Genomic DNA, 19,923 nt, shown 5'->3' on the forward strand with positions numbered 1-19,923 from the left:
CGCGCGCTTCGTTGCGCGCGAATCCGGTTTCGCGCCATGGAGTTGCGTTCGCGTCCGGGAGTGAGCACACTGGCTGTCGCCCACCGATCCCGGCCCGGAGGACTCATGGCCATCACCCGCATGCACGAGGTCACGCCCGAGAACGAGCGACTCGTCGACCTCGTGCTCGACTACTCCCGTCGCCGCATCCTCTCGAGCGACACGCCGCTCGACAAGCCCGCCTCACCCGCCGAGCTCACCCGGCTCGCCGGACGCACCATCGACGAGCGCGGCATCGGGGCAGAGCGGGCGCTGTCGATCTTCGAGCACGTGCTCGCGCCCGCGTGCATCACCACCGACCACGCCCGGTACCTCTCGTTCATCCCGACGGCGCCGACGAAGGCGGCGACCGCGTTCGACCTCGTGGTCTCGGCGAGCGCCCTCTACGGCGGGTCCTGGCTCGAGGGCGCGGGTGCGGTGCACGCCGAGAACGAGGTGCTGGCCTGGCTTGCGAACGAGTTCGGCCTGCCCGCCACCGCGGGCGGTGTCTTCGTGCAGGGCGGCACCCTCGGCAACCTCTCCGCCCTCGTCGCGGCGCGCGAGGCCGCCCGGCTGCGGGTGAACCTCGCCGGCGAAGAGCCGCCCGCGAGGTGGAAGGTCGTCTGCAGCGCCGAGGCGCACTCGTCGGTCGCCTCGGCCGCACGGGTCATGGATGTGGACGTCGTGGCCGTTCGGCCGGGCGCCGACGGCACCCTCCGCGGCGACGCCGTGCGTGCGGCGCTCGACGAGCACGGGGCATCCGTCTTCGCCGTCGTCGCGACCGGCGGCTCGACGAACTTCGGCATCGTCGACGACCTCGCCTCGATCGCCGCGTTGAAGGCCGACTACGACGTGTGGCTGCACGTCGACGGCGCCTACGGCCTGGCCGCGATGCTCTCCCCGCTCGGCCGTGACCGGTTCTCGGGCGTCGAGCACGCCGACTCGGTCATCGTCGACCCGCACAAGTGGCTCTTCGCCCCGTTCGACGCGTGCGCGCTGATCTACCGCGACCCCGAGGCGGGCCGCCGGGCGCACACCCAGCACGCCGAGTACCTCGACACCCTGACCGAGACCGCCGACTGGAGCCCGTCGGACTACGCCGCCCACCTCACCCGACGCGCCCGCGGCCTGCCGTTCTGGTTCTCGCTCGCGAGCTACGGCGCCGGCGCCTACCGCGACGCGATCTCCAACTCGATCCGGCTCGCCGCCGAGATCGCCGACGAGATCCGCGGACGCGACGGGTTCACTCTCGTGCGGGAGCCGCAGCTCGGCGTCGTGGTGTTCGAGCGCGACGGCTGGTCGAAGGCCGACTACGACGCGTGGTCGCTGCGCCTGCTCGACGAGCAGCGTGCGTTCGTGGTGCCGAGCTCGCACGACGGACGGCCGAACACCCGGTTCGCGATCCTCAACCCGCGCACCACGTTCGCCGACCTCACGGGCATCCTCGACAGCATGGAGTGACCTCCGGCCACTGCCGGAGACGCCCCGCGCGGTGTTAGGTTGCCAGCAGCGGGCGGCACCGGAGTCGCCCGTCAGACATGCTCCGGGGGGCCACGCATGAGCGATCCGATCTACCCGTTCGACGACACCCGCGACCTCGAGGATGCCGCGCGCGGCCACCTCGCGTCGCTCGAGCCGCCGCAGGTTCGGAATGATGCCGGTGAGGTCGTGTGGGATGCCGCGTCCTACGACTTCCTCGACGGCGACGCGCCCGACACCGTGAACCCGAGTCTCTGGCGCCAGTCGCGGCTGGTCGCGAGGCAGGGCCTCTTCGAGGTGGTCGACGGCATCTACCAGGTGCGCGGGCTCGACCTCTCGAACGTCACCTTCGTCGAGGGCGACACCGGGGTGATCGTGATCGACCCGCTCATCTCGACTGAGACCGCGGCGGCGGCGCTGGAGCTCTACCGCTCGGTCCGCGGCGACCGGCCCGTCACGGGCCTCATCTACACGCACAGCCACGTCGACCACTTCGGCGGCGCGAAGGGCGTGACCACGCAGGAGGACGTCGACACCGGCCGCGTGCCTGTGCTCGCGCCCGACGGATTCCTCGAGCACGCCATCGCCGAGAACGTCTACGCGGGCACCGCGATGGCCCGCCGCGCGGGCTACATGTATGGCGCGGCGCTGCCGAGGAACGCGAGGGGCGGAGTCGGCGCCGGGCTCGGCCAGACGACCTCGACCGGCACGGTGACGCTCATCCCGCCGACCGACCTCATCCGGGAGACGGGCGAGGAGCGGACGATCGACGGCGTGCGCATCGTGTTCCAGATGGCGCCCGGCACCGAGGCCCCCGCCGAGATGCACTTCCTCTTCCCCGACCGGCGTGCGCTGTGCATGGCCGAGAACGCCACCCACACGCTGCACAACCTGCTCACCCTGCGCGGCGCGCTGGTGCGCGACCCGCACGTCTGGGCGGAGTACCTGAGCGAGGCGATCGAGCGCTTCGCCGACGACGCCGACGTCGTGTTCGCCTCGCACCACTGGCCGACCTGGGGACGCGACCGCATCGTCGAGTTCCTCGGCCTGCAGCGCGACCTCTACGCGTACCTGCACGACCAGACGCTCCGACTCCTGAACCAGGGGTACACGGGCATCGAGATCGCCGAGCTCATCGAGCTCCCGCCGGCACTCGAGCGGGCGTGGCACACCCACGGCTACTACGGGTCGGTGAGCCACAACGTGAAGGCGATCTACCAGCGCTACATGGGCTGGTACGACGGCAACCCGGCCCGGCTCTGGAAGCTGCCGCCGGCCGACGCCGCGACCCGCTACGTGGAGTTCATGGGCGGCGCCGACGCCGTGGTCGAGAAGGCGAGGGCCTCGTTCGAGGCGGGCGAGCTGCGCTGGGCCGCCGAGGTGCTCGACCACGTGGTCTTCGCCGAGCCGCAGCACGAGGGGGCGAAGCACCTGCTCGCCGACGTGCTCGAGCAGCTCGGGTTCGGGTCGGAGAACGGCACCTGGCGGAGCGCCTACCTGTCCGCGGCGATGGAGCTGCGCTCGGGCAACTTCGGCACGCCGACCCAGACCTCATCGCACGACCTGCTCGCCGAGCTGCCGCCGAAGCTGTTCCTCGACGCCGTGGCCGTGCAGGTGAACGGACCGAAGGCGTGGGACCTCGATCTCGCGATCGCGTGGGAGTTCCCCGACCACGGCGAGCGCTACCGCTCGACGCTCCGCAACGGGGTGTTCTCCGCGGTCCGCGACGGCCGCGGCGAGACGACGCTCAGCGTCACCGTGCCGCGGGCCGCCCTCGGCGCGCTGGCGGCCGGCGACGTGGCCGCATCCGAGGCGGCGGGCCTGGCGCTCGACGGCGACGAGGCGCTGCTGCCGCAGCTGCTCGGCGTGCTCGACCCGGGCGACCCCGGCTTCGCGATCATCACGCCGTAGGACTCGGCGGCGAGCGACCCGCCGCGTGAGGGATGCCTCGGCCGGAGGCATCCCTCAGCCGTAGATCTTCTCCGCGTACGACGGGCCGTAGTAGGCCTCGAGTTCCTCGAGGGAGTCGTCGGGGCGTTCGAGCGTCTGCGCGATGACGGCGCGGCGGGGCGCGGCGTCGGGCGTCCAGGTCTCGGGGTCCCAGGTCTTCGACCGGAGGAACGCCTTCGAGCAGTGGAAGAACACCTCGTCGACGCTGACCTCGACCACGAGCGTCGGCACGTGACCGCGCACCGTCATGCGGTCGGCGTAGGGCACGTCCCGCAGCACCCGGGCCCGGCCGTTGATGCGGAGCGTGTCGCCGCGCCCGGGGATGACGTAGACGAGCCCGACGTGCGGGTTCGCGAGGAGGTTGTGGAAGCCGTCGGCGCGCCGGTTGCCCGGCCGTTCGGGGATCGCGATGGTGTGCTCGTCGAGCACGAGCGTGAAGCCGGGTGGGTCGCCCTTCGGCGAGACATCCGCGTTGCCGGCCGCGTCGGCCGTCGCGATGAAGCACAGGGGGGATGCCTCGAGCCATCGCCGGTGGATCTCGTGCAGCCGGTGGCGGGTCTTGCCCCGTGCGGACGGGAGCGGCTGGCCGACGATCTCCTCGAGCTCGGCGACGGTTGTGACGGGTGTTCCTCCGTGGCCCATGCTCCCCAACCTACGCCCGCTCCGCGCGGCCGCGTGTCGGCGGGATCCGCCGGTGGGAACCGCCTCGCACCGGCAGATCCCGCCCGCACGGGGGCCTTCCGCCGAGCCCGACCGCCACGGGCGGTTACGCTGGTCGGGTGCGGAGGGATCGGAGCGCGAAGCTCGCGCGAGGCAGTGCGATCGCGGTGTTCGCGACCTTCGTCGCCTCGCTCGCGCACACCCTCGGCGGCGGCGCCGCACCCGGCGCGGTGACGATCGCCCTGGCCCTCGCATTCGCGGTCCCGTTCGCGGCGGTCGTCGTCGGCGTTCCGGGACGGCGGGGCGGCCGCGCCGGAGGCATCCGCACCGCCGTCGCCGCGCTCGGCGCGCAGGTCGCGCTGCACGCGCTGTACTCGCTCGGCACCGGCGCTCCGGTCACGGGCGTCGTCACGGCCGAGTCGGCGGGGCACCGGCACGAGCGCATCGTGCTGCCGCCGTCCGCCGGCCTGGATGCCGCAGGCCTGGCGCATCCAGGCCATCTCGGACTCTTGATGCTGCTCGCCCACGCGGTCGCGGCCATGCTCACCGTCGGGTTCATCCTCTGGGCCGGCCGGGTGCTCGCGGGGCTGCGGACTCTCGCGCGAGGCATCCTCGTCGCCGTCGCGCTCGTCGTGGGCGCGGCACCCCTGCCCGCGGCTGCGCCGCGGCTCCGCACGCTCCCCCGGCCGGCGGTCACGGCCGCCCGCGACCTGCACCTCGTCTCCCTGCGGCATCGGGGTCCGCCGATCGGCGCTGCGGCCGCCTGAGCGGCCACGCGAACCGATCATCATCCTCAGCGGACGCGATCCGCGCCTCGTGGCGCGCGCGTCCGCGGGCACGTCCGACGTGCCGAGACCGCAGAGAGCAGCACATGACCCAGCACATCCCTACCCCGCGCCCCCGCACCGCCCGCCCCCGCACCGCCCTGGCCGCGACGGCCGCCCTCGGCGGCGGCCTCCTCCTCGCCCTCGCCGCGCCGCTGTCGGCATCGGCGCACGTCGGCGTCGAGCCGACCAGCACCGCAGAAGGCTCGTACACCGTCGTCGCCTTCGCCATCCCGCACGGCTGCGGCGACAGCCCGACCACGAAGCTCACGTTCACCATGCCCGAGGGCGTCGACCGGGTCACCCCGACGGTCAACTCCGGCTGGACGATCGAGAAGGTGGTCGAGGAACTGCCCGAGCCGAAGACCGACAGCCACGGGGCGAACCTCGTCGACCGTGACGCGCAGGTCGTCTACACGGCCGTCACTCCGCTGCCGTCCGACCTCCGCGACGTGATCGAGCTCAGCTTCCAGCTGCCCGCCGACGCGGCCGGCGAGACGCTCGCCTTCCCGGTGCTGCAGGAGTGCGCCGAGGGCTCGACCGACTGGAGCGAGCTCGCCGAGGAGGGCGAAGAGGAGCCCGAGCACCCGGCGCCCTCGATCGTCGTCACCGCCGCGGAGGCCGGCGGCCACGGCCACGGCGGCGCGAGCGATGAAGCGATGGATGACCCGGCCGACGCCTCGGGCGCTTCCGATGCGACTGCCGCGACCGGCGACGACCCGGTCGCGCGCTGGCTCGCCGTCGGCGGGCTCGCCGTCGGCGTCGCGGGCGTGGTGCTCGCGGTGCTCGCGCGCCGTCGCCCCGCGCGCGGCTGATCTCCGAATGAAGGGATGCCCCGCCCGAGTCGTCTCGGGCGGGGCATCCCTGTCTCGCGGACCGGCCGCGGGCTCAGCCCGGCAGCAGGTCGGCGACGAGCGCCTCGACGCGACGCCGGATCTCGTCGCGGATGGGTCGCACGGCTTCGATCGCCTGGCCGGCCGGGTCGTCGAGCTCCCAGTCCTCGTACCGCTTGCCGGGGAAGATCGGGCACGCGTCGCCGCAGCCCATGGTGATGACCACGTCGGACTCCTTGACGGCGTCGACCGTGAGGATCTTCGGGGTGGCGCCGGCGAGATCGATGCCCTCCTCGGCCATCGCTGCGACGGCAACGGGGTTGATCTCGTCCTTCGGTTCGGAGCCCGCGGAGCGCACCTCGACCCGGTCGCCGGCGAGGGCGCGCAGGTACCCGGCGGCCATCTGCGAGCGGCCGGCGTTGTGCACGCAGACGAAGAGGACGGAGGGGCGGTCGGTCATGCCGGGATCATAGGTCATCCGGGTGAACGCGCTGCGGCGGGCGACGGGCGGCGATCCCGGTCGGCCGTCGCACCCGTCACCCGCAGCATCCGCCGCCGTCGGAGGGGCCGCACGACGAGCCGTCGGGCGCGAGGCTCGTGGAGCACACCCCGGTTGCGGGCAGCTCGAGCTCGACCGCGCTGGCCGCGGCGAGGTCGCCCGCGAGCCAGGCGGCGATCGAGCGCACCTGCTCGTAGCCCGTGGCGAGGAGGAACGTGGGCGCCCGGCCGTAGCTCTTCATGCCCGCGAGGAAGAAGCCCGGCTCGGGGTGCTCGAGCTCGGCGAAGCCGTGGGGTTCGACCGTGCCGCACGTGTGCACATTGGGGTCGATGAGGGGCGCCAGGCGCCTCGGCGCCTCCACGACCTCGTCGAGATCGAGGCGGATCTCGCGGAGCATCGCGAGGTCGGGGCGGAAACCGGTGGCGTTCACCACGAGGTCGGTGTCGTGCTCGACGAGGTCGTCGCCGCGCGCGCCGATCAGCCGGACCGCGCCGTCGGCCGCCACGCCATCGTCGAGCCGCGCCAGCCGCACGATCTCGAACCGGTCGACCACCCGGATCCGGCCGGCCGCGACGAGCGCGTCGACGCGTCGGCCGATGGACGCGCGGGCGGCGAGTCCGTCGTCGTCGGAGGTCGTGACCCGGACGGCGCTCGCGTTGCGGATGAGCCAGGTGATGCGGGTCGCCGGCTCCTCCTCGGCCAGCTCGGCCAGGGCGAGCAGTGTATTGGCCGCGGAGTGGCCCGCGCCGACGACCGTGACGTGGCGGCCGGCGAAGTGCTCGCGGTCGCGGCCGAGCACGTCGGGCAGGGCGTGCCAGACCCGGTCGGCGACCCCGTCGAGGCCGAGCGGGTCGAGGCCGGACGAGCCGAGGCTGTTCGGATGCTCCGACGTGCCGGACGTGTCGATCACCGCGCGTGCGAGGAGTTCCTCGGTTCCGTCGGACGTGCGGATCCGGAGCAGGAACGGCGTCTCAGCGCGCCCCGCCGACCGGGTGCGGTCCATGCCGCGCCGGGTCACGGCCTCGACTCTGGCACCGGTGCGGATGCGCCCGTCGAGCGGCTCGAGCAGGGCGAGCGGTTCGAGGTAGCGCTCGACGAGTTCGGTTCCGGTGGGCAGGTGCTCGGCGGCGGGGAGCGTCCATCCGCTCGCCTCGAGGCGGCGACGCGACGCCGGGTCGACGACGTGCTTCCACGGCGAGAAGAGCCGGGTGTGCCCCCATCTCCGGATGCCGGCGCCGACGGCGTCGCCCGCTTCGAGGATCACGAACGGCAGGCCGCGTTCGGCGAGGTGCGCCGCGGCCGCGAGCCCGATCGGGCCGGCGCCGATGACGGCGACGGGCAGGGGGTCGAGTTCGGGCGCGGTGAGCGGTCGACGCAGGGCGGGGGTCTCGAGGAGGGTCATGGTGACTCCGGTGGGTAGATCGCGGCGAGCGCGGTATCGATGTTCTTCGATGCCGACTGTGCCACGCGGTATTGGTGGATGTCAATATCGACTATCATCGATGCCATGGCTGCGACCGAGCTCACCCTCACGCCCGTCGGCGAGGCATCCGCCTGCTGCGCCCCGCTCACGGCCGAGGTCATCACGAGTGACGACGCCGAACGCCTCGCCCGGCGCTTCAAGGCCCTCGGCGACCCGACGAGGCTGCGCCTGCTCTCGATCGTCGCGGCGTCTGCGGGGCAGGAGGCCTGCGTCTGCGATCTCGTCGACCCCGTGGGCCTCAGCCAGCCGACCGTCTCGCACCACCTGAAGCAGCTCATGGACGCCGGCTTCCTCACCCGCACCCGCCGCGGCTCCTGGGCGTACTACCGACTCGTGCCCGGCTCCCTCGACGGCGTCGCGAGCGCGTTGCTGCCCGCCGGCGCCGTGAGCGGCGCCGCTGCAGCCCTCGCTGGCGCACCGGCGGCCGTGTAGCGAATCCCGCCGACGCGCGTCAACGCCCGCCGCCCGCTGCGGGCTGCGCGTTACCGTGATGCCGTGGGGCTTCGGATCGGTCATGGCGCGCGCAGCGCGCGGTGGCCCGGTCGTCGGCGGATCACGACCGCCCTCGTCATGGGGGCGTGCGCCCTCGTCCTCGCCGGATGCGCGCCGCTGTCGCAGACGATGACGGATGCCGCGGCGCAGGGCCGCTCTGCGGTGGAGACCGCGAGCCTGGCGCTGGAACTCGAGCAGCACGGCCGCGCGCTCTTCGGCGTCTCCGCGACCGCGTTCGACGACGCGGAGCGCGAGCTGTCGGATGCCGCCCGCACCGTCTCGGAGGCCGACGTCGCCACCGACGAGGAGCGGACGCTCCGCGCGGAGACACGGGACGCGATCCGTGCGGGCCTCGACGCGGTCGACGCGGCGCGCGAGTCGATGCAGGGCCTCGTCGATGCGGATGCCGCGGCGGACGCCCTCGAGGCCGCGTCGGCGCGACTCAACGCGTTGGTGCAGGCGGGTGAGGGCTGATGGCGACGAAGTCGGGCGCCACCAAGATCTTCGCCGTCGCCCTCGGCATCCTCACCGCCATCGGCGGGTTCGTCGACATCGGCGACCTCGTGACGAACGCGGTGGTCGGCTCGCGCTTCGGTCTGGGGCTCGTGTGGGTCGTGATCGTCGGCGTCGTGGGCATCTGCGTGTACGCCCAGATGGCCGGCCGGGTCGCCGCGGTGAGCGGGCGGGCGACGTTCGAGATCGTGCGCGAACGGCTGGGGCCGCGCGCAGCGCTGGCGAACCTCACGGGCTCGTTCCTCATCAACCTGCTGACGGTGACGGCGGAGATCGGCGGCATCGCCCTCACGCTGCAGCTCGCGTCGAGCCTGCCGCCCGCGGTGTGGATCCCGCTGGCGATGTTCGGCGTCTGGATCGCCGTGTGGCGGGCGAAGTTCTCGTTCCTCGAGAACACCACCGGCCTGCTCGGGCTGACCCTCGTCGTCTTCCTCGTCGCCGTGTTCCTGCTCGGTCCGGACTGGGGCGACCTCGGCGGCCAGCTCGTGCCGCACGTGCCGCAGGGCGAGACCATCGCCACGTACGCGTTCTACGCCATCGCGCTCTTCGGCGCCGCGATGACGCCGTACGAGGTGTTCTTCTTCTCGTCGGGAGCGATCGAGGACGGCTGGACGGCGAAGGACCTCGCCCAGTCGAAGGCGAACGTCTTCGTCGGCTTCCCGCTCGGCGGCCTCCTCTCGATCGCGATCGCCGCGTGCGCGACGATCGTGCTGCTGCCGCGCGACATCGAGGTGACGAGCCCCCCCAGGTCGTCCTGCCCGTCGCCGACGCCGGCGGCGTGATCGCCCTCTGTTTCGTGCTCGTCGGCATCCTCGCCGCGACGTTCGGGGCGGCGCTCGAGACGACGCTGTCGTCGGGCTACACGCTCGCGCAGTTCTTCGGCTGGTCGTGGGGCAAGTTCCGCCGCCCGGCGGACGCGTCGCGCTTCCACCTGTCGATGATCGTGTGCATCCTCGTCGCGGGAGGCATCCTCGCCACGGGCGTCGACCCGATCCAGGTGACGGAGTTCTCGGTCGTCTTCTCCGCGGTGGCCCTGCCGCTGACGTACCTGCCGATCCTGCTCATCGCCAACGACCGGGAGTACATGGGCGAGCACGTGAACGGCCGGGGCATGAATGCGATCGCGCTCGTGTTGCTCGTGATCATCCTGATCGCGTCGCTCGCGGCGATCCCGCTCATGATCATCACGGGGGCGGGCGCATGAGCGGAACGGGCGAGCGCACGGGGGCCGGCCGCGGCGGGCAGGCCGGGCCCGGCCGGGTGCTCGACGCGACCCTGCACCTGCTCGACCGGCAGCTGCTCGACCGCGACGGCACCCCCATCACCACGGTCGACGACCTCGAGCTCTCCGACGACCTCGTGTTCGGCGAGCCCATCGATCACCGCCGGCCCGCTCCGGTGATCACGTCGATCCTCACCGGCCCCGTGCTCGCGACCCGCATCTTCGGCGGCCGGCCGCCGTCGTCCCGCTGGGCGCGCATCCCGTGGCGCCTGGTCGCCGAGGTCGGCGTGGTCCTCCGACTCGGCTCGGTCGGCACCGAACTGGATGCCGCGTGGACCGAGCGCTGGGTCCGCGACCGCATCATCGCCCGCATCCCGGGCGGCCGGCACGACCCGGAGGGCTCGTCATGATCCTCGGCGACCTGCTCGGACTGCCCGTGTTCGACGCCGCCGGCGAACGGCTCGGATTCCTCATCGACGTGCGCTTCGTGCTCGACGGGGCCGTCCGCCCCGACGCGGCCCTCGCGGAGGCGCGGATCGCGGGCTTCGTCGTCTCGCCTCGCACCCGTTCGTCGTACTGGGGCTACGAGCGCACCGAGCAGACGGCGCCCGCCCTGATCGCCCGGTTCCTGGCGAGACGCCACCGCGGCACCTTCCTCGTGCCATGGGCGTCGGTGGCCCGCGTCGATCGCGACGCGGTCCATCTCGTTCCGGAGCACGAGGCGCTCGACCCGGCGCTCTGACGGCGGCCGCTCAGCGCAGCTTTCCACGGCACGGCGCGTCCGCCTCACCCGCTCACCGCGGCGCGAAGGCGAGGTCGATCAGCTCCCGCGCCCGGTGTGCGGCGGTGAGCCGGTCGGGGTCGTCGGTGTGCGCGGCGAGCTCGGCGAGCATCGTGACCACGAGGAGCACATCGCGCGAGGTGATGTGCTCGCCCACCCGGCCGGCCGCGTGCTCGCGGGCGAGCACCCGGTCGGCGATCGCCGCGAGCCGCACGCCGAAGTGCTCGACGCGTACGTCGTGGCGTTCCGACCAGATCAGGTCGATGAGTGCGGTGGAGACGACGGCCTGGCCGATGATCGCGTCGAGCAGGTCGTCGAGGGTGGCCTCGGGCGATGCGACGGATGCCTCGAGCTCGTCGAGGTTCTCGTCGAACACGGCGATCGCGAGCGAGAGCCGGTCGGGGAAGTGCCGGTAGAGGCTGCCCTGCCCCACACCGGCTTTCTTCGCGATCGAGTTGAAGGGGGCCTGCAGCCCGTCGGCGGCGAACACCTCGCGCGCCGCGGCGATGAGGGCGCGCCGGTTCTCGGGGCCGGCGCTCGGCCCTCGGTTGGGTCTGCGGGGGGCCGCGGCACCCTTCCCACGCTCGGGCATGGGTGCTAGCGTACTACCGGACAATGATGTCCGGTGCAAGCCCCGAGGCCGCCACCGCGGCACCGCACCCCTGAAAGAAGAAGGAACCACCCGCATGACCCCGAAGACCCTCACCGGCGACGACTCGATCAAGACCTGGCTCGAGCACCCCGTCGGCGGCCCCATCGTCCGCGACCTGCTCGCCCAGGCGGGGCAGAGCCCCGACGCCCTGCGTCCGGTCAGCCGGCTGGCGCTGAAGCGCCTCATCAAGCTCAGCAAGGGCCAGTTCAGCCAGGAGATGGTCGACGACCTGGTCGCGCGCGCTGCGGCGGGCGACGTGCCGGCCGGCGCGGCGACGGATGCCTCGGCCGAGGCATCCGCGTCGACCGACGACGCCGCCGAGCCCGCTGCCACCGAGGAGGCCGCGCCCGCCGGGGTCGAGCGCCCCGAGTGGGTGGAGCGGCTCGACCAGGGCCGGTTCGCCGGCAAGACCGTCATCGTGACGGGCGCGGGGTCCGGCATCGGCCGCGCGACGGCCTCGCGCATCGCGCGCGAGGGCGGCCGCGTGATCGCGGTCGACGTGTCGCAGGAGCGCCTCGACGAGTTCGCCGCCGACCACGCCGGTGCCGAGGTCGTGACGCTCGTGGCCGACATCACCGACGACGCCGCGGTCGCCCGCATCGTCGAGGCGGCGGGCGAGCGCATCGACGGCCTCGCGAACATCGCCGGGATCATGGACGACATGACGCCCGTCGGCGAGCTCACCGACGCCGTCTGGCAGCGCGTCATGCGGGTGAACGTCGACGGCACGATGAAGCTCATGCGGGCGGTCGTGCCGACGATGGTCGCCCAGGGCACCGGCTCGATCGTGAACACCGCGTCCGAGGCCGCGCTCCGCGGCTCGGCCGCTGGCGTCGCGTACACCACGTCGAAGCACGCGGTGGTGGGGCTCACCAAGTCGACCGCGTTCATGTACGGGCCCAGCGGCCTGCGCGTGAACGCCGTCGCCCCCGGCCCGACGATCACCAACATCGAGGCGACGTTCGCGTCGCAGCTCGGCGCCGAGCGCGTGCAGCTCGCGATGACGATCCTGCCCGACGCCGCGGAGGCCGAGGCGCTCGCGGCATCCATCACCTTCCTGCTCTCCGACGACGGCGTGAACATCAACGGCGTGGTGCTCGCGTCCGATGGCGGGTGGTCGGCGGCGTAGCCTCCGACGCCTCCCGGCCGACTCCCGGGCGGGCCTGCTCATGTGAGCACGGCCCGCCCGTTCGTCACGTCCGGGGAGTAAGGTCGTCCCACCGCCGATCGATTTGGAGACTCGTGTCCCGTTTCCATCCCGACCTCGCCGTCGCCCGGTTCATCCCGAAGCTCTCGGTGTCGCGCGCCGTGCTGCCCCTCATGCGGCGCGAGCGGCCGAGGCTGCCCGAGCCCGCCGACGTGCGCATCCAGAACCTCACCGTGCCCGGCGCCCACGGCGGCGCCGACGTCGATCTCCGCATCTACGACCCCCGCGGCCGGAGCGAGGACTCCCCCGCGCTGCTGTGGCTCCACGGCGGCGGGTTCCTGCTCGGCGACCCCGAACAGGACGAGGCGTCGAGCATCGCGTTCGCACGCGAGCTCGGCATCCTCGTCGTGTCGGCCTGCTATCGGCTCGCGCCCGAGCACCCCGCACCCGCGGCCCTCGAAGACGCCTACTCCGCGCTCAGCTGGCTCTTCGCCGAGGCCGGTGCTCGCGGCGTCGATCCCGCGCGCATCGCCATCGGCGGCGCCTCCGCCGGCGGCGGGCTCGCGGCGGCGCTCGCCCAGGCCGCGCACGACCGCGGCGAGTTCCGACCGGCGTTCCAGCTGCTCGTCTACCCGATGCTCGACGACCGCACGGTGCTCCGCACCGACGTCGACACGCGCGGCGTCCGCGGCTGGACGCCGGCCAGCAACCGGTTCGCGTGGACCAGCTACCTCGGCGGCGCCCCCGGCCGACCCGAGGTACACCCGTACGCGGCACCCGCGCGCCGCGCCGACCTCACCGGCCTGCCGCCCGCCTGGATCGGCGTCGGCACGCTCGACCTGTTCCACGACGAGGACGTCGCCTACGCCCACCGCCTGCAGGACGCCGGGGTTCCGTGCGAACTCGTCATCGTCGACGGCGCATTCCACGGATTCGACGCGCTGCTCCGGAACGCCGGCGTCTCCCGGGCGTTCTGGAAGGCGCAGGCGGGCGCGCTCCGCGACGGGCTGCTCGCGGTGGGCTGACGGATGTCACCCGCCCGTGCCACGCTTGGCTGAGGCCCGACACGGAGGAGGCAGGCATGTGCGGCAGGTTCGTCGTCTCGCAGAAGGTCACCGACCTCACCGACGTCTTCGACGCCGAAGACGACTTCCCCGAGTGGGAGCCGAGCTTCAGCCTCGCCCCCACCGACGTCGTGCCGATCATCCGCGAGCGGCCGAAGGCCGAGACCGGCGAGTTCGTGCGGCGTCTCGAGCCGGCGGTGTGGAACTTCCGGCCCTCGTTCATGCGCGAGTCGAAGCGGCCGCAGTTCAACAGCCGCATCGAGACGGTCGCCACGAACGGCCTGTGGAAGAGCGCGTTCGCCTCCGGCCGGTGCATCGTGCCGATGCAGGGCTACTACGAGTGGACCGGCGAGCCCGGGCACAAGCAGGCGCACTTCCTGCACGGGCCCGACCAGCTCCTCGCGGCCGCCGGCATCGCCACGGCCCGCAAGCTTGAGGACGGCAGCTGGGAGGTCTCGACCTCGATCATCACGCGGGAAGCGAGGGATGCCTCCGGCGAGGTGCACGACCGCATGCCCGTCTACCTCCCGCTCGACGAGATCGACCGCTACCTCGACCCCGTGAAGCTCGACGCGGGCGGCATGCAGGCGATGGTCGACTTCCTGCTCGAGGCATCCGATCGCGTCGCGCCGACCATCACCGAGTACGAGGTCGATCCGCGGGTGAACAACCACCGCCGCATCGACCCCGGCGACCCGACGCTCATCGAGCCGCTCGAGCGCTGAGGCATCCATGAGCGACGGGACCCCGATGAGCTCACCCGTCTTCGTGCGGTCCGCACACGGCCGGTCGCACGGCCGGTTCCGGCGGGCGCGCCTCATCCCCCTGGAGGACGCCGCGAGTTGACGGCCGTCAGCGTCCGAGCGCCGCGAGGATGCGCGCGACGACCTCGCCCGGCTCGCCGAGGTTCTCCACCTGAACGCCCCGCTCCCCCTCGCCGAGCGGCTCGAGCGCGTCGAGCTGCGAGGTCAGCAGGCTCGCCGGCATGAAGTGCCCCCGTCGCGCGGCGAGCCGGTCGGCGAGCAGCTGCTCACTGCCCGACAGGTGCACGAACACGGGGTGCGCGTCGCCCGCCGCGGCCGCGATCCGGTCGCGATGCACGCGCTTCAGCGCGGAGCAGGCCATCACGACCGCGCGGCCGCCCGTGTGCTCCGCCCCGATCGACTCGCCGACGGCGTCGAGCCAGGGCCAGCGGTCGTCGTCGTCGAGCGGGACGCCGGCGGCCATCTTGCGGCGGTTGGCGTCGGGGTGCAGGTCGTCGGCGTCGAGGAACGCCGCGCCGATCGCGTCGGCGAGCGCGGCGCCGATGGTCGACTTGCCCGACCCCGAGACGCCCATGACGACGATCGCCTCCGGCCCGGCCATGCTCATCGCTCCTCCACGGGCCTCGCGCGGCCCCGTCCGATGCTGCCACATCCGCGGGCGGCTTCCGTCAACCCCTGTCACGACCCGATGCCCCGGCCTACGCTCGCAGCGATGAGGGGAGCCCGCCATGACCGCACGGGGAACCGGCCGATCGACGACCGAGGTCATCCACGACCATCTCGCCAGGCGGCTGGCCGGCGACATCGACGGAGACATCGAGGCGAACTACTCCGCCGACGTGGTGCTGCTCAGCCGTTCGGGTGAGTTCCGGGGGCCCGACGGGGTGCGCGACTCCGCGGCCGAACTCGCCGGCTGCTCGGGCCGGCCGAGTTCGCCTACCGGCACACCGTGATCTCGGGCGACTACGCCTTCCTCGTCTGGTCGGGCGACGCCGATGGCCGCAGCGCGATCGACGGCGCCGACAGCTTCGTCGTGCGCAACGGCCGCATCGTCATGCAGACGGTCCACTTCCGGATGACGGCCGAGGACGGCTGACCCGCGCCGCGAAGGCGAGCGACCGCGAGAGCAGCGCGTCGCGGTCGATGTCGCCTTCGAAGCGGTGCCCGGCTCCTTCGACGAGCACGAGCTCGACATCGCCGCCGACCGATTGGAGGGCATCGGCGAGCGCCCGGGCCTGCGACGGCGGCACGGTGTGGTCGGCCGTGCCGTTCACGATGAAGAACGGCGGCGGGGCATCCCCGGAGCGCCGGCGCGCCTGCCGCGCGGGGCTTGCGGCCTCCGCGAGGTCGGGCCGCTCCCCCACCGTCGCGCCGAACCATCTCGCCTCGCTGCAGTCGGGGTCGTCGGTTCGGCCGAGGAGCCGGGCGTGCTCGATGAAGTCCGTCGGGCCGTACCAGCTCACCACGCCCGCCGTCGCGGCGCCGTCGCGGAGGCCGGCGAGGGCGGCGAGCGTGGCGCCCGCGGACTCGCCCCAGAGCACGACACGCCCCGGGTCGATGCCGAGCTCCACCGCATGGTCCCGGAGCCAGGCGAGGGCCGCCACGATGTCGTCGACCTGGGCGGGGAACGTCGCCTCCCCGCTCAGCCGGTAGTCGACCGAGGCGACGGCGAAGCCGGCCGCGGCGATGCGGGCGAAGCCGTCGTCGATGTCGGGCCCGAACTCGCGCCGACTGCCCGACTGCCAGCCGCCGCCGTGGGCGTACACGACGAGCGGGAGCCGATCGCCGCCGGCCGGATCCGCCGGCAGGTGCAGGTCGAGCGCCAGCGGGCGGAAGCCCGGCCGCTCCGCGTAGACGAGGTCGCGCAGCACTCGCAGACCGGATGCCTCCGCGCCCGACGCCGGCCCGAGCACGGTGCTCACGAGCCGCTCGGCGGCACCGTCTTCGGCGGGCGCGCGGCTGAGCGCGCGGAGCACGAGCGGGCCGACCATGGCTTCGACGATCTCGGCGAGCGGCGCGTCGGGCCGGAGCTGGCCCGCCCGGCGTGCGGTCTCGAGACGAGCCGTGAGCAGCGATCCCGCGCCGATGCTGTCGCGCAGGCGGTCGCCGACCTCTTCGTTCTCGGTGGCCGCCGCGACGAGCGACCGGAGCAGGCTGGCGTTGCCGGGGTCGGCGAGGAAGTCGAAGAGCACGTCGAGCCACGCGGCGAGGTCGGCGCGCACGTCGCCGGTGTCTGCGGGCGTGAAGCGGTCGGGCAGGAGCATCCCCTCGAGGAGCGTCTCGGCCACGAGCGCGCTCTTCGACGGCCACCAGCGGTAGATCGTCTGCTTGCCGACGCCGGCCTCGGCGGCGATGCCCTCCATCGTGAGGTGGTCGTAGCCGCGGGCCGCGAACAGCGTGGCGGTCGCCCGGAGGATCGCGATCCGCGCCGCCTCGCTCCGCGCCGCACCGCGCCGTCCTGCCGCCATCCTCACATCCTACGTTCAGTCAACGAGACGCACCGTTGCGTATTCTTGGTCTGCCTTTCGGCGACGGCCGGAAGTAGGAAGGATCAGCACATGGCCGAACTGCTCTACCGGCTCGGGAAATTCGCGGCCCGCCGCGGCTGGGTGGTCGTCGCGTCGTGGGTCGTGGTCCTCGCCATCGCCGCCGGCGGCTTCCTCATCGGGTTCAAGGGACTCGCCACCAGCTTCGACATCCCCGGCACCGCCTCGGGCGAGGTCATCGAGGAGCTCGAGGGCGAGCTGCCCGACTTCGCCGGCGCCTCCGGCACCGTCGTCTTCGAGACGGTCGACGGCTCGCCGCTGTCCGACGAGCAGCAGGCGGCGATCAGCGATCTCGCAGACTCCGCGACCGGGCTTCCCGACGTCGCCGACGTCATCGACCCGTTCGAGACCGAGCAGGAGCGCGCCGACCGCCAGCAGGAGCTCGCCGACGGCCGCACCGAGCTGGAGAACGGTCGGGCCCAGCTCGACGCCGGGCAGGCGCAGCTCGACGCCGCTCGCGCCCAGGCCGCCGACGGGCAGGCCCAGCTCGACGCGGGTCAGGCGCAGCTCGACGCCGCGCGCGCCCAGGCCGAGGCGGCCGGCGCACCCGAGGAGCAGCTCGCCGCCCTCGACGCCCAGCAGGCCCAGCTCGACGCGCAGCAGGCCCAGCTCGACGCCGGTCAGGCGCAGCTCGACGCCGAGCAGGCGAAGCTCGACGAGGGCCGCGACGAGCTCGAGGCCAATGCCGAGCAGCTCGAACAGGGCGCCGAACTGCTCGCCCTCTCCGACGGCATCCGCGTCGTCTCCGAAGACGGCTCGACGGCCCTCGTGAACGTGGCCTTCACCGAGCCGAGACTCGAACTGCCCGAAGAGTCGAAGCAGGCCGTCATCGACCACTTCGAGTCCGAGCCGATCGACGGCGTCGAGGTCTCGTTCTCGACCGATATCGCCCAGGGCGTGCCGCAGATCGTCGGTGTCGGCGAGGTCGTCGGTGTGGTGTTCGCCGCGGTCGTGCTGCTCGTCATGCTCGGCTCGCTCATCGCCGCCTCGCTGCCGATCGTCACCGCCATCCTCGGCGTCGCGATCGCCGCACTCGGCACGCTCGCTTTCTCGGGTGTCGTGCAGATGGCCTCGGTCACGCCCATCCTCGGCGTGATGCTCGGCCTCGCGGTCGGCATCGACTACTCGCTGTTCATCATCAACCGGCATCGCAAGCAGCTGCTCCAGGGCGCCGAGCCGCACGAGTCGGTCGGGCTCGCCAACGGCACCGCCGGCAACGCCGTCGTGTTCGCCGGCGCCACCGTCATCGTCGCACTGCTCGCCCTGAACGTCACCGGCGTGCCGTTCCTCGGGCTCATGGGCACCGTCGGTGCCGTGGCCGTCGCGATCGCGGTGCTCATCGCGATCAGCCTCACCCCCGCCATCCTCGGTCTGCTCGGCACCCGGGTGCTCGGCCGGCGCGCCCGTGCGCGCATCGGCGAGGAACATCACGAAGACCTCGACGCGAAGCCGATGTCGACCTGGCGCGCCGTCGTCACCGTCGTCGCGACGGCCGCCGCGCTGCTCACCATCGCGATCCCGGCCCTGTCCATGCGAGTCGGCCTGCCCGACGGGTCATCCGAGCCGGTCGAGTCCGCGTCGTACCGGGCATTCGCCACCACCGAGGAGGCCCTCGGCGCGGGTGCCAACGGCCCGCTCCTCGTTGCGGCGACCCTGCCCGAGGACCTCGACGACGACGAGGTGCTCCAGGCGCAGCTCGACGTGGCGACGACCCTCGCCGACCTGGACGACGTGGTCGCGGTCGCCCCGATCGCCGTCTCCGACGACGGCACCCTCGCCGCGTTCCAGGTGGTACCGGCGGAGGGCCCGAACAGCCAGTCCACCGAACAGCTCGTCCGGGACATCCGCGCCCTGCCGCCGGTCGACGGCGATATCACGCTCGGCGTCGCAGGCCAGGCGGCGATCAACATCGACGTCTCGCAGAACCTCGCCGACGTCCTGCCGCTCTACCTCGTCGTGGTCGTGGGCCTGTCGCTGCTCATCATGATCCTGGTGTTCCGGTCGATCCTGGTGCCGCTCATCGCCACCGGCGGATTCATCCTGTCGCTGTTCGCCACCTTCGGCGCGGTGGTCGCCGTGTTCCAGTGGGGCTGGGGCGCCGACGCGCTCGGCATCCACACCGGGCCCATCCTGAGCTTCCTGCCGGTCATCCTCGTGGGCATCCTCTTCGGCCTCGCGATGGACTACCAGCTGTTCCTCGCCTCGGGCATGCGGGAGGCGTACGTGCACGGCGCGCCCGCCAGACTCGCGGTGGCCCGCGGCTTCCGCGCCGGCCGGTCGGTCGTGGTGGCCGCCGGGCTCATCATGATCTCGGTGTTCGGCGGATTCGTCTTCAGCGAGTCGACGATGATCCGGTCGATCGGCTTCGGCCTCGCGTTCGGCGTGCTGGTCGACGCGTTCGTCGTGCGGATGCTCCTCATGCCGGCCCTCATGCACCTGCTCGGCCGCTCGGCGTGGTGGCTGCCGAAGTGGCTCGACCGCATCATGCCCGACGTCGATGTGGAGGGCGCGGCGCTCGAGCGGCGCCACCACGTGGAGCCGACAGCTGCCCCCGCCGACGCCTCGACGGATGTCCCGCCGTCGGCCCGCCCCGGATTGTAGGCATCCCGGCGCCTGCGCGCCACCGGTTTCGCGGATCGAGCCCGCCCGGAAGCATTGAGCCGAGGGAAGGATTCACCGTGGGCGTCTTCGTGTACGAGAACCGCGACATCGAGGTCGACGACCGGGTGCTGGCGCACTTGCAGGTCGTGATCGTCGACAAGCTGCGCCGGAGGGAGTCGTTCCCCCTCACGCTCGACGACGATGGGCGCTCGGTGACGATGTGGCTGGCGCCGGCGACCGCGCTCCAGTTCGTGTTCCACGGCAACCGGGTGCCGAAGCTGAACCGGAACTGGCTCGAACGGCTCGCCGAGAGCGCCGGGTCGGCGAACGGGCTGCAGCAGGTGCCGGAGCCGCCGGATCTCGACGCGAGCTGAGGCGGCGCTGCGCGCCGCTGC

Annotated in this window: 23 protein-coding genes; 17 read left to right on the top strand and 6 right to left on the bottom strand. The window is 72.9% G+C overall.

Annotated elements, in window-relative coordinates:
- Positions 1-105: 105 nt before the first annotated feature.
- Complete coding sequence (locus tag ABIQ69_RS16880; RefSeq protein ID WP_350348284.1) at positions 106-1,479, top strand: pyridoxal-dependent decarboxylase; 1,374 nt, start codon at positions 106-108, stop codon at positions 1,477-1,479.
- A 96-nt stretch (positions 1,480-1,575) separates the two neighbouring features.
- Entirely contained in the window at positions 1,576-3,408 is a 1,833-nt protein-coding gene (locus ABIQ69_RS16885; protein WP_350348285.1) for an alkyl sulfatase dimerization domain-containing protein, read from the top strand.
- 54 nt (positions 3,409-3,462) lie between these two features.
- Here ABIQ69_RS16885 and ABIQ69_RS16890 read toward each other — a convergent pair whose 3' ends face one another.
- Positions 3,463-4,089, bottom strand: a complete 627-nt coding sequence (locus ABIQ69_RS16890; RefSeq protein ID WP_350348286.1) for a pyridoxamine 5'-phosphate oxidase family protein — start codon at positions 4,087-4,089, stop codon at positions 3,463-3,465.
- 137 nt (positions 4,090-4,226) lie between these two features.
- Between ABIQ69_RS16890 and ABIQ69_RS16895 the strand changes: the two genes are divergently transcribed.
- Positions 4,227-4,874 (top strand): hypothetical protein, encoded by a 648-nt coding sequence (locus tag ABIQ69_RS16895; protein ID WP_350348287.1) that lies wholly within the window; start codon positions 4,227-4,229, stop codon positions 4,872-4,874.
- A gap of 104 nt (positions 4,875-4,978) precedes the next feature.
- A complete protein-coding gene (locus ABIQ69_RS16900; RefSeq protein ID WP_350348288.1) occupies positions 4,979-5,746 on the top strand; it encodes a YcnI family protein in 768 nt (255 codons plus the stop codon).
- A gap of 73 nt (positions 5,747-5,819) precedes the next feature.
- On the opposite strand, the gene ABIQ69_RS16905 is transcribed toward ABIQ69_RS16900, so the two are convergent.
- Both ABIQ69_RS16905 and ABIQ69_RS16910 read right to left on the bottom strand, forming a co-directional pair.
- Entirely contained in the window at positions 5,820-6,224 is a 405-nt protein-coding gene (locus ABIQ69_RS16905) for an arsenate reductase ArsC (RefSeq protein WP_350348289.1), read from the bottom strand.
- A gap of 76 nt (positions 6,225-6,300) precedes the next feature.
- The gene (locus ABIQ69_RS16910) at positions 6,301-7,665 is read right to left on the bottom strand and encodes an NAD(P)-binding domain-containing protein (RefSeq protein WP_350348290.1); all 1,365 of its coding nucleotides are present in this window, start codon (positions 7,663-7,665) and stop codon (positions 6,301-6,303) included.
- Positions 7,666-7,770: 105 nt separating this feature from the next.
- On the opposite strand from ABIQ69_RS16910, the gene ABIQ69_RS16915 reads away from it, so the two are divergent.
- The 6 genes from ABIQ69_RS16915 to ABIQ69_RS16940 all read left to right on the top strand — a co-directional run bounded on the left by ABIQ69_RS16915 (position 7,771) and on the right by ABIQ69_RS16940 (position 10,715).
- On the top strand, positions 7,771-8,178 hold the full coding sequence (locus ABIQ69_RS16915; RefSeq protein WP_350348291.1) for a metalloregulator ArsR/SmtB family transcription factor: 408 nt from the start codon (positions 7,771-7,773) through the stop codon (positions 8,176-8,178).
- A gap of 63 nt (positions 8,179-8,241) precedes the next feature.
- Positions 8,242-8,712: a hypothetical protein gene (locus ABIQ69_RS16920; protein WP_350348292.1), complete on the top strand. Its 471-nt coding sequence runs from the start codon at positions 8,242-8,244 to the stop codon at positions 8,710-8,712.
- Positions 8,712-9,533, top strand: a complete 822-nt coding sequence (locus tag ABIQ69_RS16925) for a divalent metal cation transporter (RefSeq protein ID WP_350348293.1) — start codon at positions 8,712-8,714, stop codon at positions 9,531-9,533. The genes ABIQ69_RS16920 and ABIQ69_RS16925 overlap by 1 nt, the downstream gene beginning before the upstream one ends.
- Positions 9,530-9,955: a divalent metal cation transporter gene (locus tag ABIQ69_RS16930; protein WP_350348294.1), complete on the top strand. Its 426-nt coding sequence runs from the start codon at positions 9,530-9,532 to the stop codon at positions 9,953-9,955. Before ABIQ69_RS16925 ends, ABIQ69_RS16930 begins: the two co-directional genes overlap by 4 nt.
- Entirely contained in the window at positions 9,952-10,383 is a 432-nt protein-coding gene (locus ABIQ69_RS16935) for a hypothetical protein (RefSeq protein WP_350348295.1), read from the top strand. Before ABIQ69_RS16930 ends, ABIQ69_RS16935 begins: the two co-directional genes overlap by 4 nt.
- Entirely contained in the window at positions 10,380-10,715 is a 336-nt protein-coding gene (locus tag ABIQ69_RS16940; RefSeq protein ID WP_350348296.1) for a PRC-barrel domain containing protein, read from the top strand. Before ABIQ69_RS16935 ends, ABIQ69_RS16940 begins: the two co-directional genes overlap by 4 nt.
- Positions 10,716-10,767: 52 nt before the next feature.
- Here ABIQ69_RS16940 and ABIQ69_RS16945 read toward each other — a convergent pair whose 3' ends face one another.
- On the bottom strand, positions 10,768-11,346 hold the full coding sequence (locus tag ABIQ69_RS16945; protein WP_350348297.1) for a helix-turn-helix domain-containing protein: 579 nt from the start codon (positions 11,344-11,346) through the stop codon (positions 10,768-10,770).
- Between the two features lie 94 nt (positions 11,347-11,440).
- Here ABIQ69_RS16945 and ABIQ69_RS16950 point away from each other — a divergent pair, with 94 nt between their 5' ends.
- From ABIQ69_RS16950 to ABIQ69_RS16960, 3 genes are all read left to right on the top strand, one after another.
- On the top strand, positions 11,441-12,535 hold the full coding sequence (locus ABIQ69_RS16950; RefSeq protein WP_350348298.1) for an SDR family NAD(P)-dependent oxidoreductase: 1,095 nt from the start codon (positions 11,441-11,443) through the stop codon (positions 12,533-12,535).
- 113 nt (positions 12,536-12,648) lie between these two features.
- Complete coding sequence (locus ABIQ69_RS16955; protein ID WP_350348299.1) at positions 12,649-13,578, top strand: alpha/beta hydrolase; 930 nt, start codon at positions 12,649-12,651, stop codon at positions 13,576-13,578.
- A gap of 56 nt (positions 13,579-13,634) precedes the next feature.
- Positions 13,635-14,342: an SOS response-associated peptidase gene (locus tag ABIQ69_RS16960; protein ID WP_350348300.1), complete on the top strand. Its 708-nt coding sequence runs from the start codon at positions 13,635-13,637 to the stop codon at positions 14,340-14,342.
- A 127-nt stretch (positions 14,343-14,469) separates the two neighbouring features.
- Here ABIQ69_RS16960 and ABIQ69_RS16965 read toward each other — a convergent pair whose 3' ends face one another.
- Positions 14,470-14,982: a gluconokinase gene (locus tag ABIQ69_RS16965; protein ID WP_350348301.1), complete on the bottom strand. Its 513-nt coding sequence runs from the start codon at positions 14,980-14,982 to the stop codon at positions 14,470-14,472.
- Positions 14,983-15,109: 127 nt separating this feature from the next.
- Between ABIQ69_RS16965 and ABIQ69_RS16970 the strand changes: the two genes are divergently transcribed.
- Both ABIQ69_RS16970 and ABIQ69_RS16975 read left to right on the top strand, forming a co-directional pair.
- A complete protein-coding gene (locus ABIQ69_RS16970) occupies positions 15,110-15,334 on the top strand; it encodes a hypothetical protein (RefSeq protein WP_350348302.1) in 225 nt (74 codons plus the stop codon).
- Entirely contained in the window at positions 15,331-15,477 is a 147-nt protein-coding gene (locus ABIQ69_RS16975; RefSeq protein WP_350348303.1) for a hypothetical protein, read from the top strand. The genes ABIQ69_RS16970 and ABIQ69_RS16975 overlap by 4 nt, the downstream gene beginning before the upstream one ends.
- Here ABIQ69_RS16975 and ABIQ69_RS16980 read toward each other — a convergent pair.
- Entirely contained in the window at positions 15,434-16,849 is a 1,416-nt protein-coding gene (locus ABIQ69_RS16980; protein ID WP_350348304.1) for an alpha/beta hydrolase fold domain-containing protein, read from the bottom strand. The two genes, ABIQ69_RS16975 and ABIQ69_RS16980, sit on opposite strands and share 44 nt — an antisense overlap.
- A 90-nt stretch (positions 16,850-16,939) precedes the next feature.
- Here ABIQ69_RS16980 and ABIQ69_RS16985 point away from each other — a divergent pair, with 90 nt between their 5' ends.
- Positions 16,940-19,528, top strand: a complete 2,589-nt coding sequence (locus ABIQ69_RS16985; protein ID WP_350348305.1) for an MMPL family transporter — start codon at positions 16,940-16,942, stop codon at positions 19,526-19,528.
- A 77-nt stretch (positions 19,529-19,605) separates the two neighbouring features.
- A complete protein-coding gene (locus ABIQ69_RS16990; protein WP_350348306.1) occupies positions 19,606-19,902 on the top strand; it encodes an ATP-dependent DNA ligase in 297 nt (98 codons plus the stop codon).
- Positions 19,903-19,923 lie beyond the last annotated feature (21 nt).

It is taken from the genome of Agromyces sp. G08B096, assembly GCF_040267705.1.
Taxonomy (GTDB): Bacteria; Actinomycetota; Actinomycetes; order Actinomycetales; family Microbacteriaceae; genus Agromyces.

Coding starts and splice junctions, on each gene's coding strand:
- ABIQ69_RS16900 (WP_350348288.1), top strand. CDS start 4,979: ATGACCCAGCACATCCCTACCCCGCGCCCCCGCACCGCCCGCCCCCGC.
- ABIQ69_RS16985 (WP_350348305.1), top strand. CDS start 16,940: ATGGCCGAACTGCTCTACCGGCTCGGGAAATTCGCGGCCCGCCGCGGC.
- ABIQ69_RS16980 (WP_350348304.1), bottom strand. CDS start 16,849: ATGGCGGCAGGACGGCGCGGTGCGGCGCGGAGCGAGGCGGCGCGGATC.
- ABIQ69_RS16890 (WP_350348286.1), bottom strand. CDS start 4,089: ATGGGCCACGGAGGAACACCCGTCACAACCGTCGCCGAGCTCGAGGAG.
- ABIQ69_RS16945 (WP_350348297.1), bottom strand. CDS start 11,346: ATGCCCGAGCGTGGGAAGGGTGCCGCGGCCCCCCGCAGACCCAACCGA.
- ABIQ69_RS16885 (WP_350348285.1), top strand. CDS start 1,576: ATGAGCGATCCGATCTACCCGTTCGACGACACCCGCGACCTCGAGGAT.
- ABIQ69_RS16970 (WP_350348302.1), top strand. CDS start 15,110: ATGACCGCACGGGGAACCGGCCGATCGACGACCGAGGTCATCCACGAC.
- ABIQ69_RS16960 (WP_350348300.1), top strand. CDS start 13,635: ATGTGCGGCAGGTTCGTCGTCTCGCAGAAGGTCACCGACCTCACCGAC.
- ABIQ69_RS16925 (WP_350348293.1), top strand. CDS start 8,712: ATGGCGACGAAGTCGGGCGCCACCAAGATCTTCGCCGTCGCCCTCGGC.
- ABIQ69_RS16905 (WP_350348289.1), bottom strand. CDS start 6,224: ATGACCGACCGCCCCTCCGTCCTCTTCGTCTGCGTGCACAACGCCGGC.
- ABIQ69_RS16940 (WP_350348296.1), top strand. CDS start 10,380: ATGATCCTCGGCGACCTGCTCGGACTGCCCGTGTTCGACGCCGCCGGC.
- ABIQ69_RS16965 (WP_350348301.1), bottom strand. CDS start 14,982: ATGGCCGGGCCGGAGGCGATCGTCGTCATGGGCGTCTCGGGGTCGGGC.
- ABIQ69_RS16950 (WP_350348298.1), top strand. CDS start 11,441: ATGACCCCGAAGACCCTCACCGGCGACGACTCGATCAAGACCTGGCTC.
- ABIQ69_RS16880 (WP_350348284.1), top strand. CDS start 106: ATGGCCATCACCCGCATGCACGAGGTCACGCCCGAGAACGAGCGACTC.
- ABIQ69_RS16910 (WP_350348290.1), bottom strand. CDS start 7,665: ATGACCCTCCTCGAGACCCCCGCCCTGCGTCGACCGCTCACCGCGCCC.
- ABIQ69_RS16935 (WP_350348295.1), top strand. CDS start 9,952: ATGAGCGGAACGGGCGAGCGCACGGGGGCCGGCCGCGGCGGGCAGGCC.
- ABIQ69_RS16915 (WP_350348291.1), top strand. CDS start 7,771: ATGGCTGCGACCGAGCTCACCCTCACGCCCGTCGGCGAGGCATCCGCC.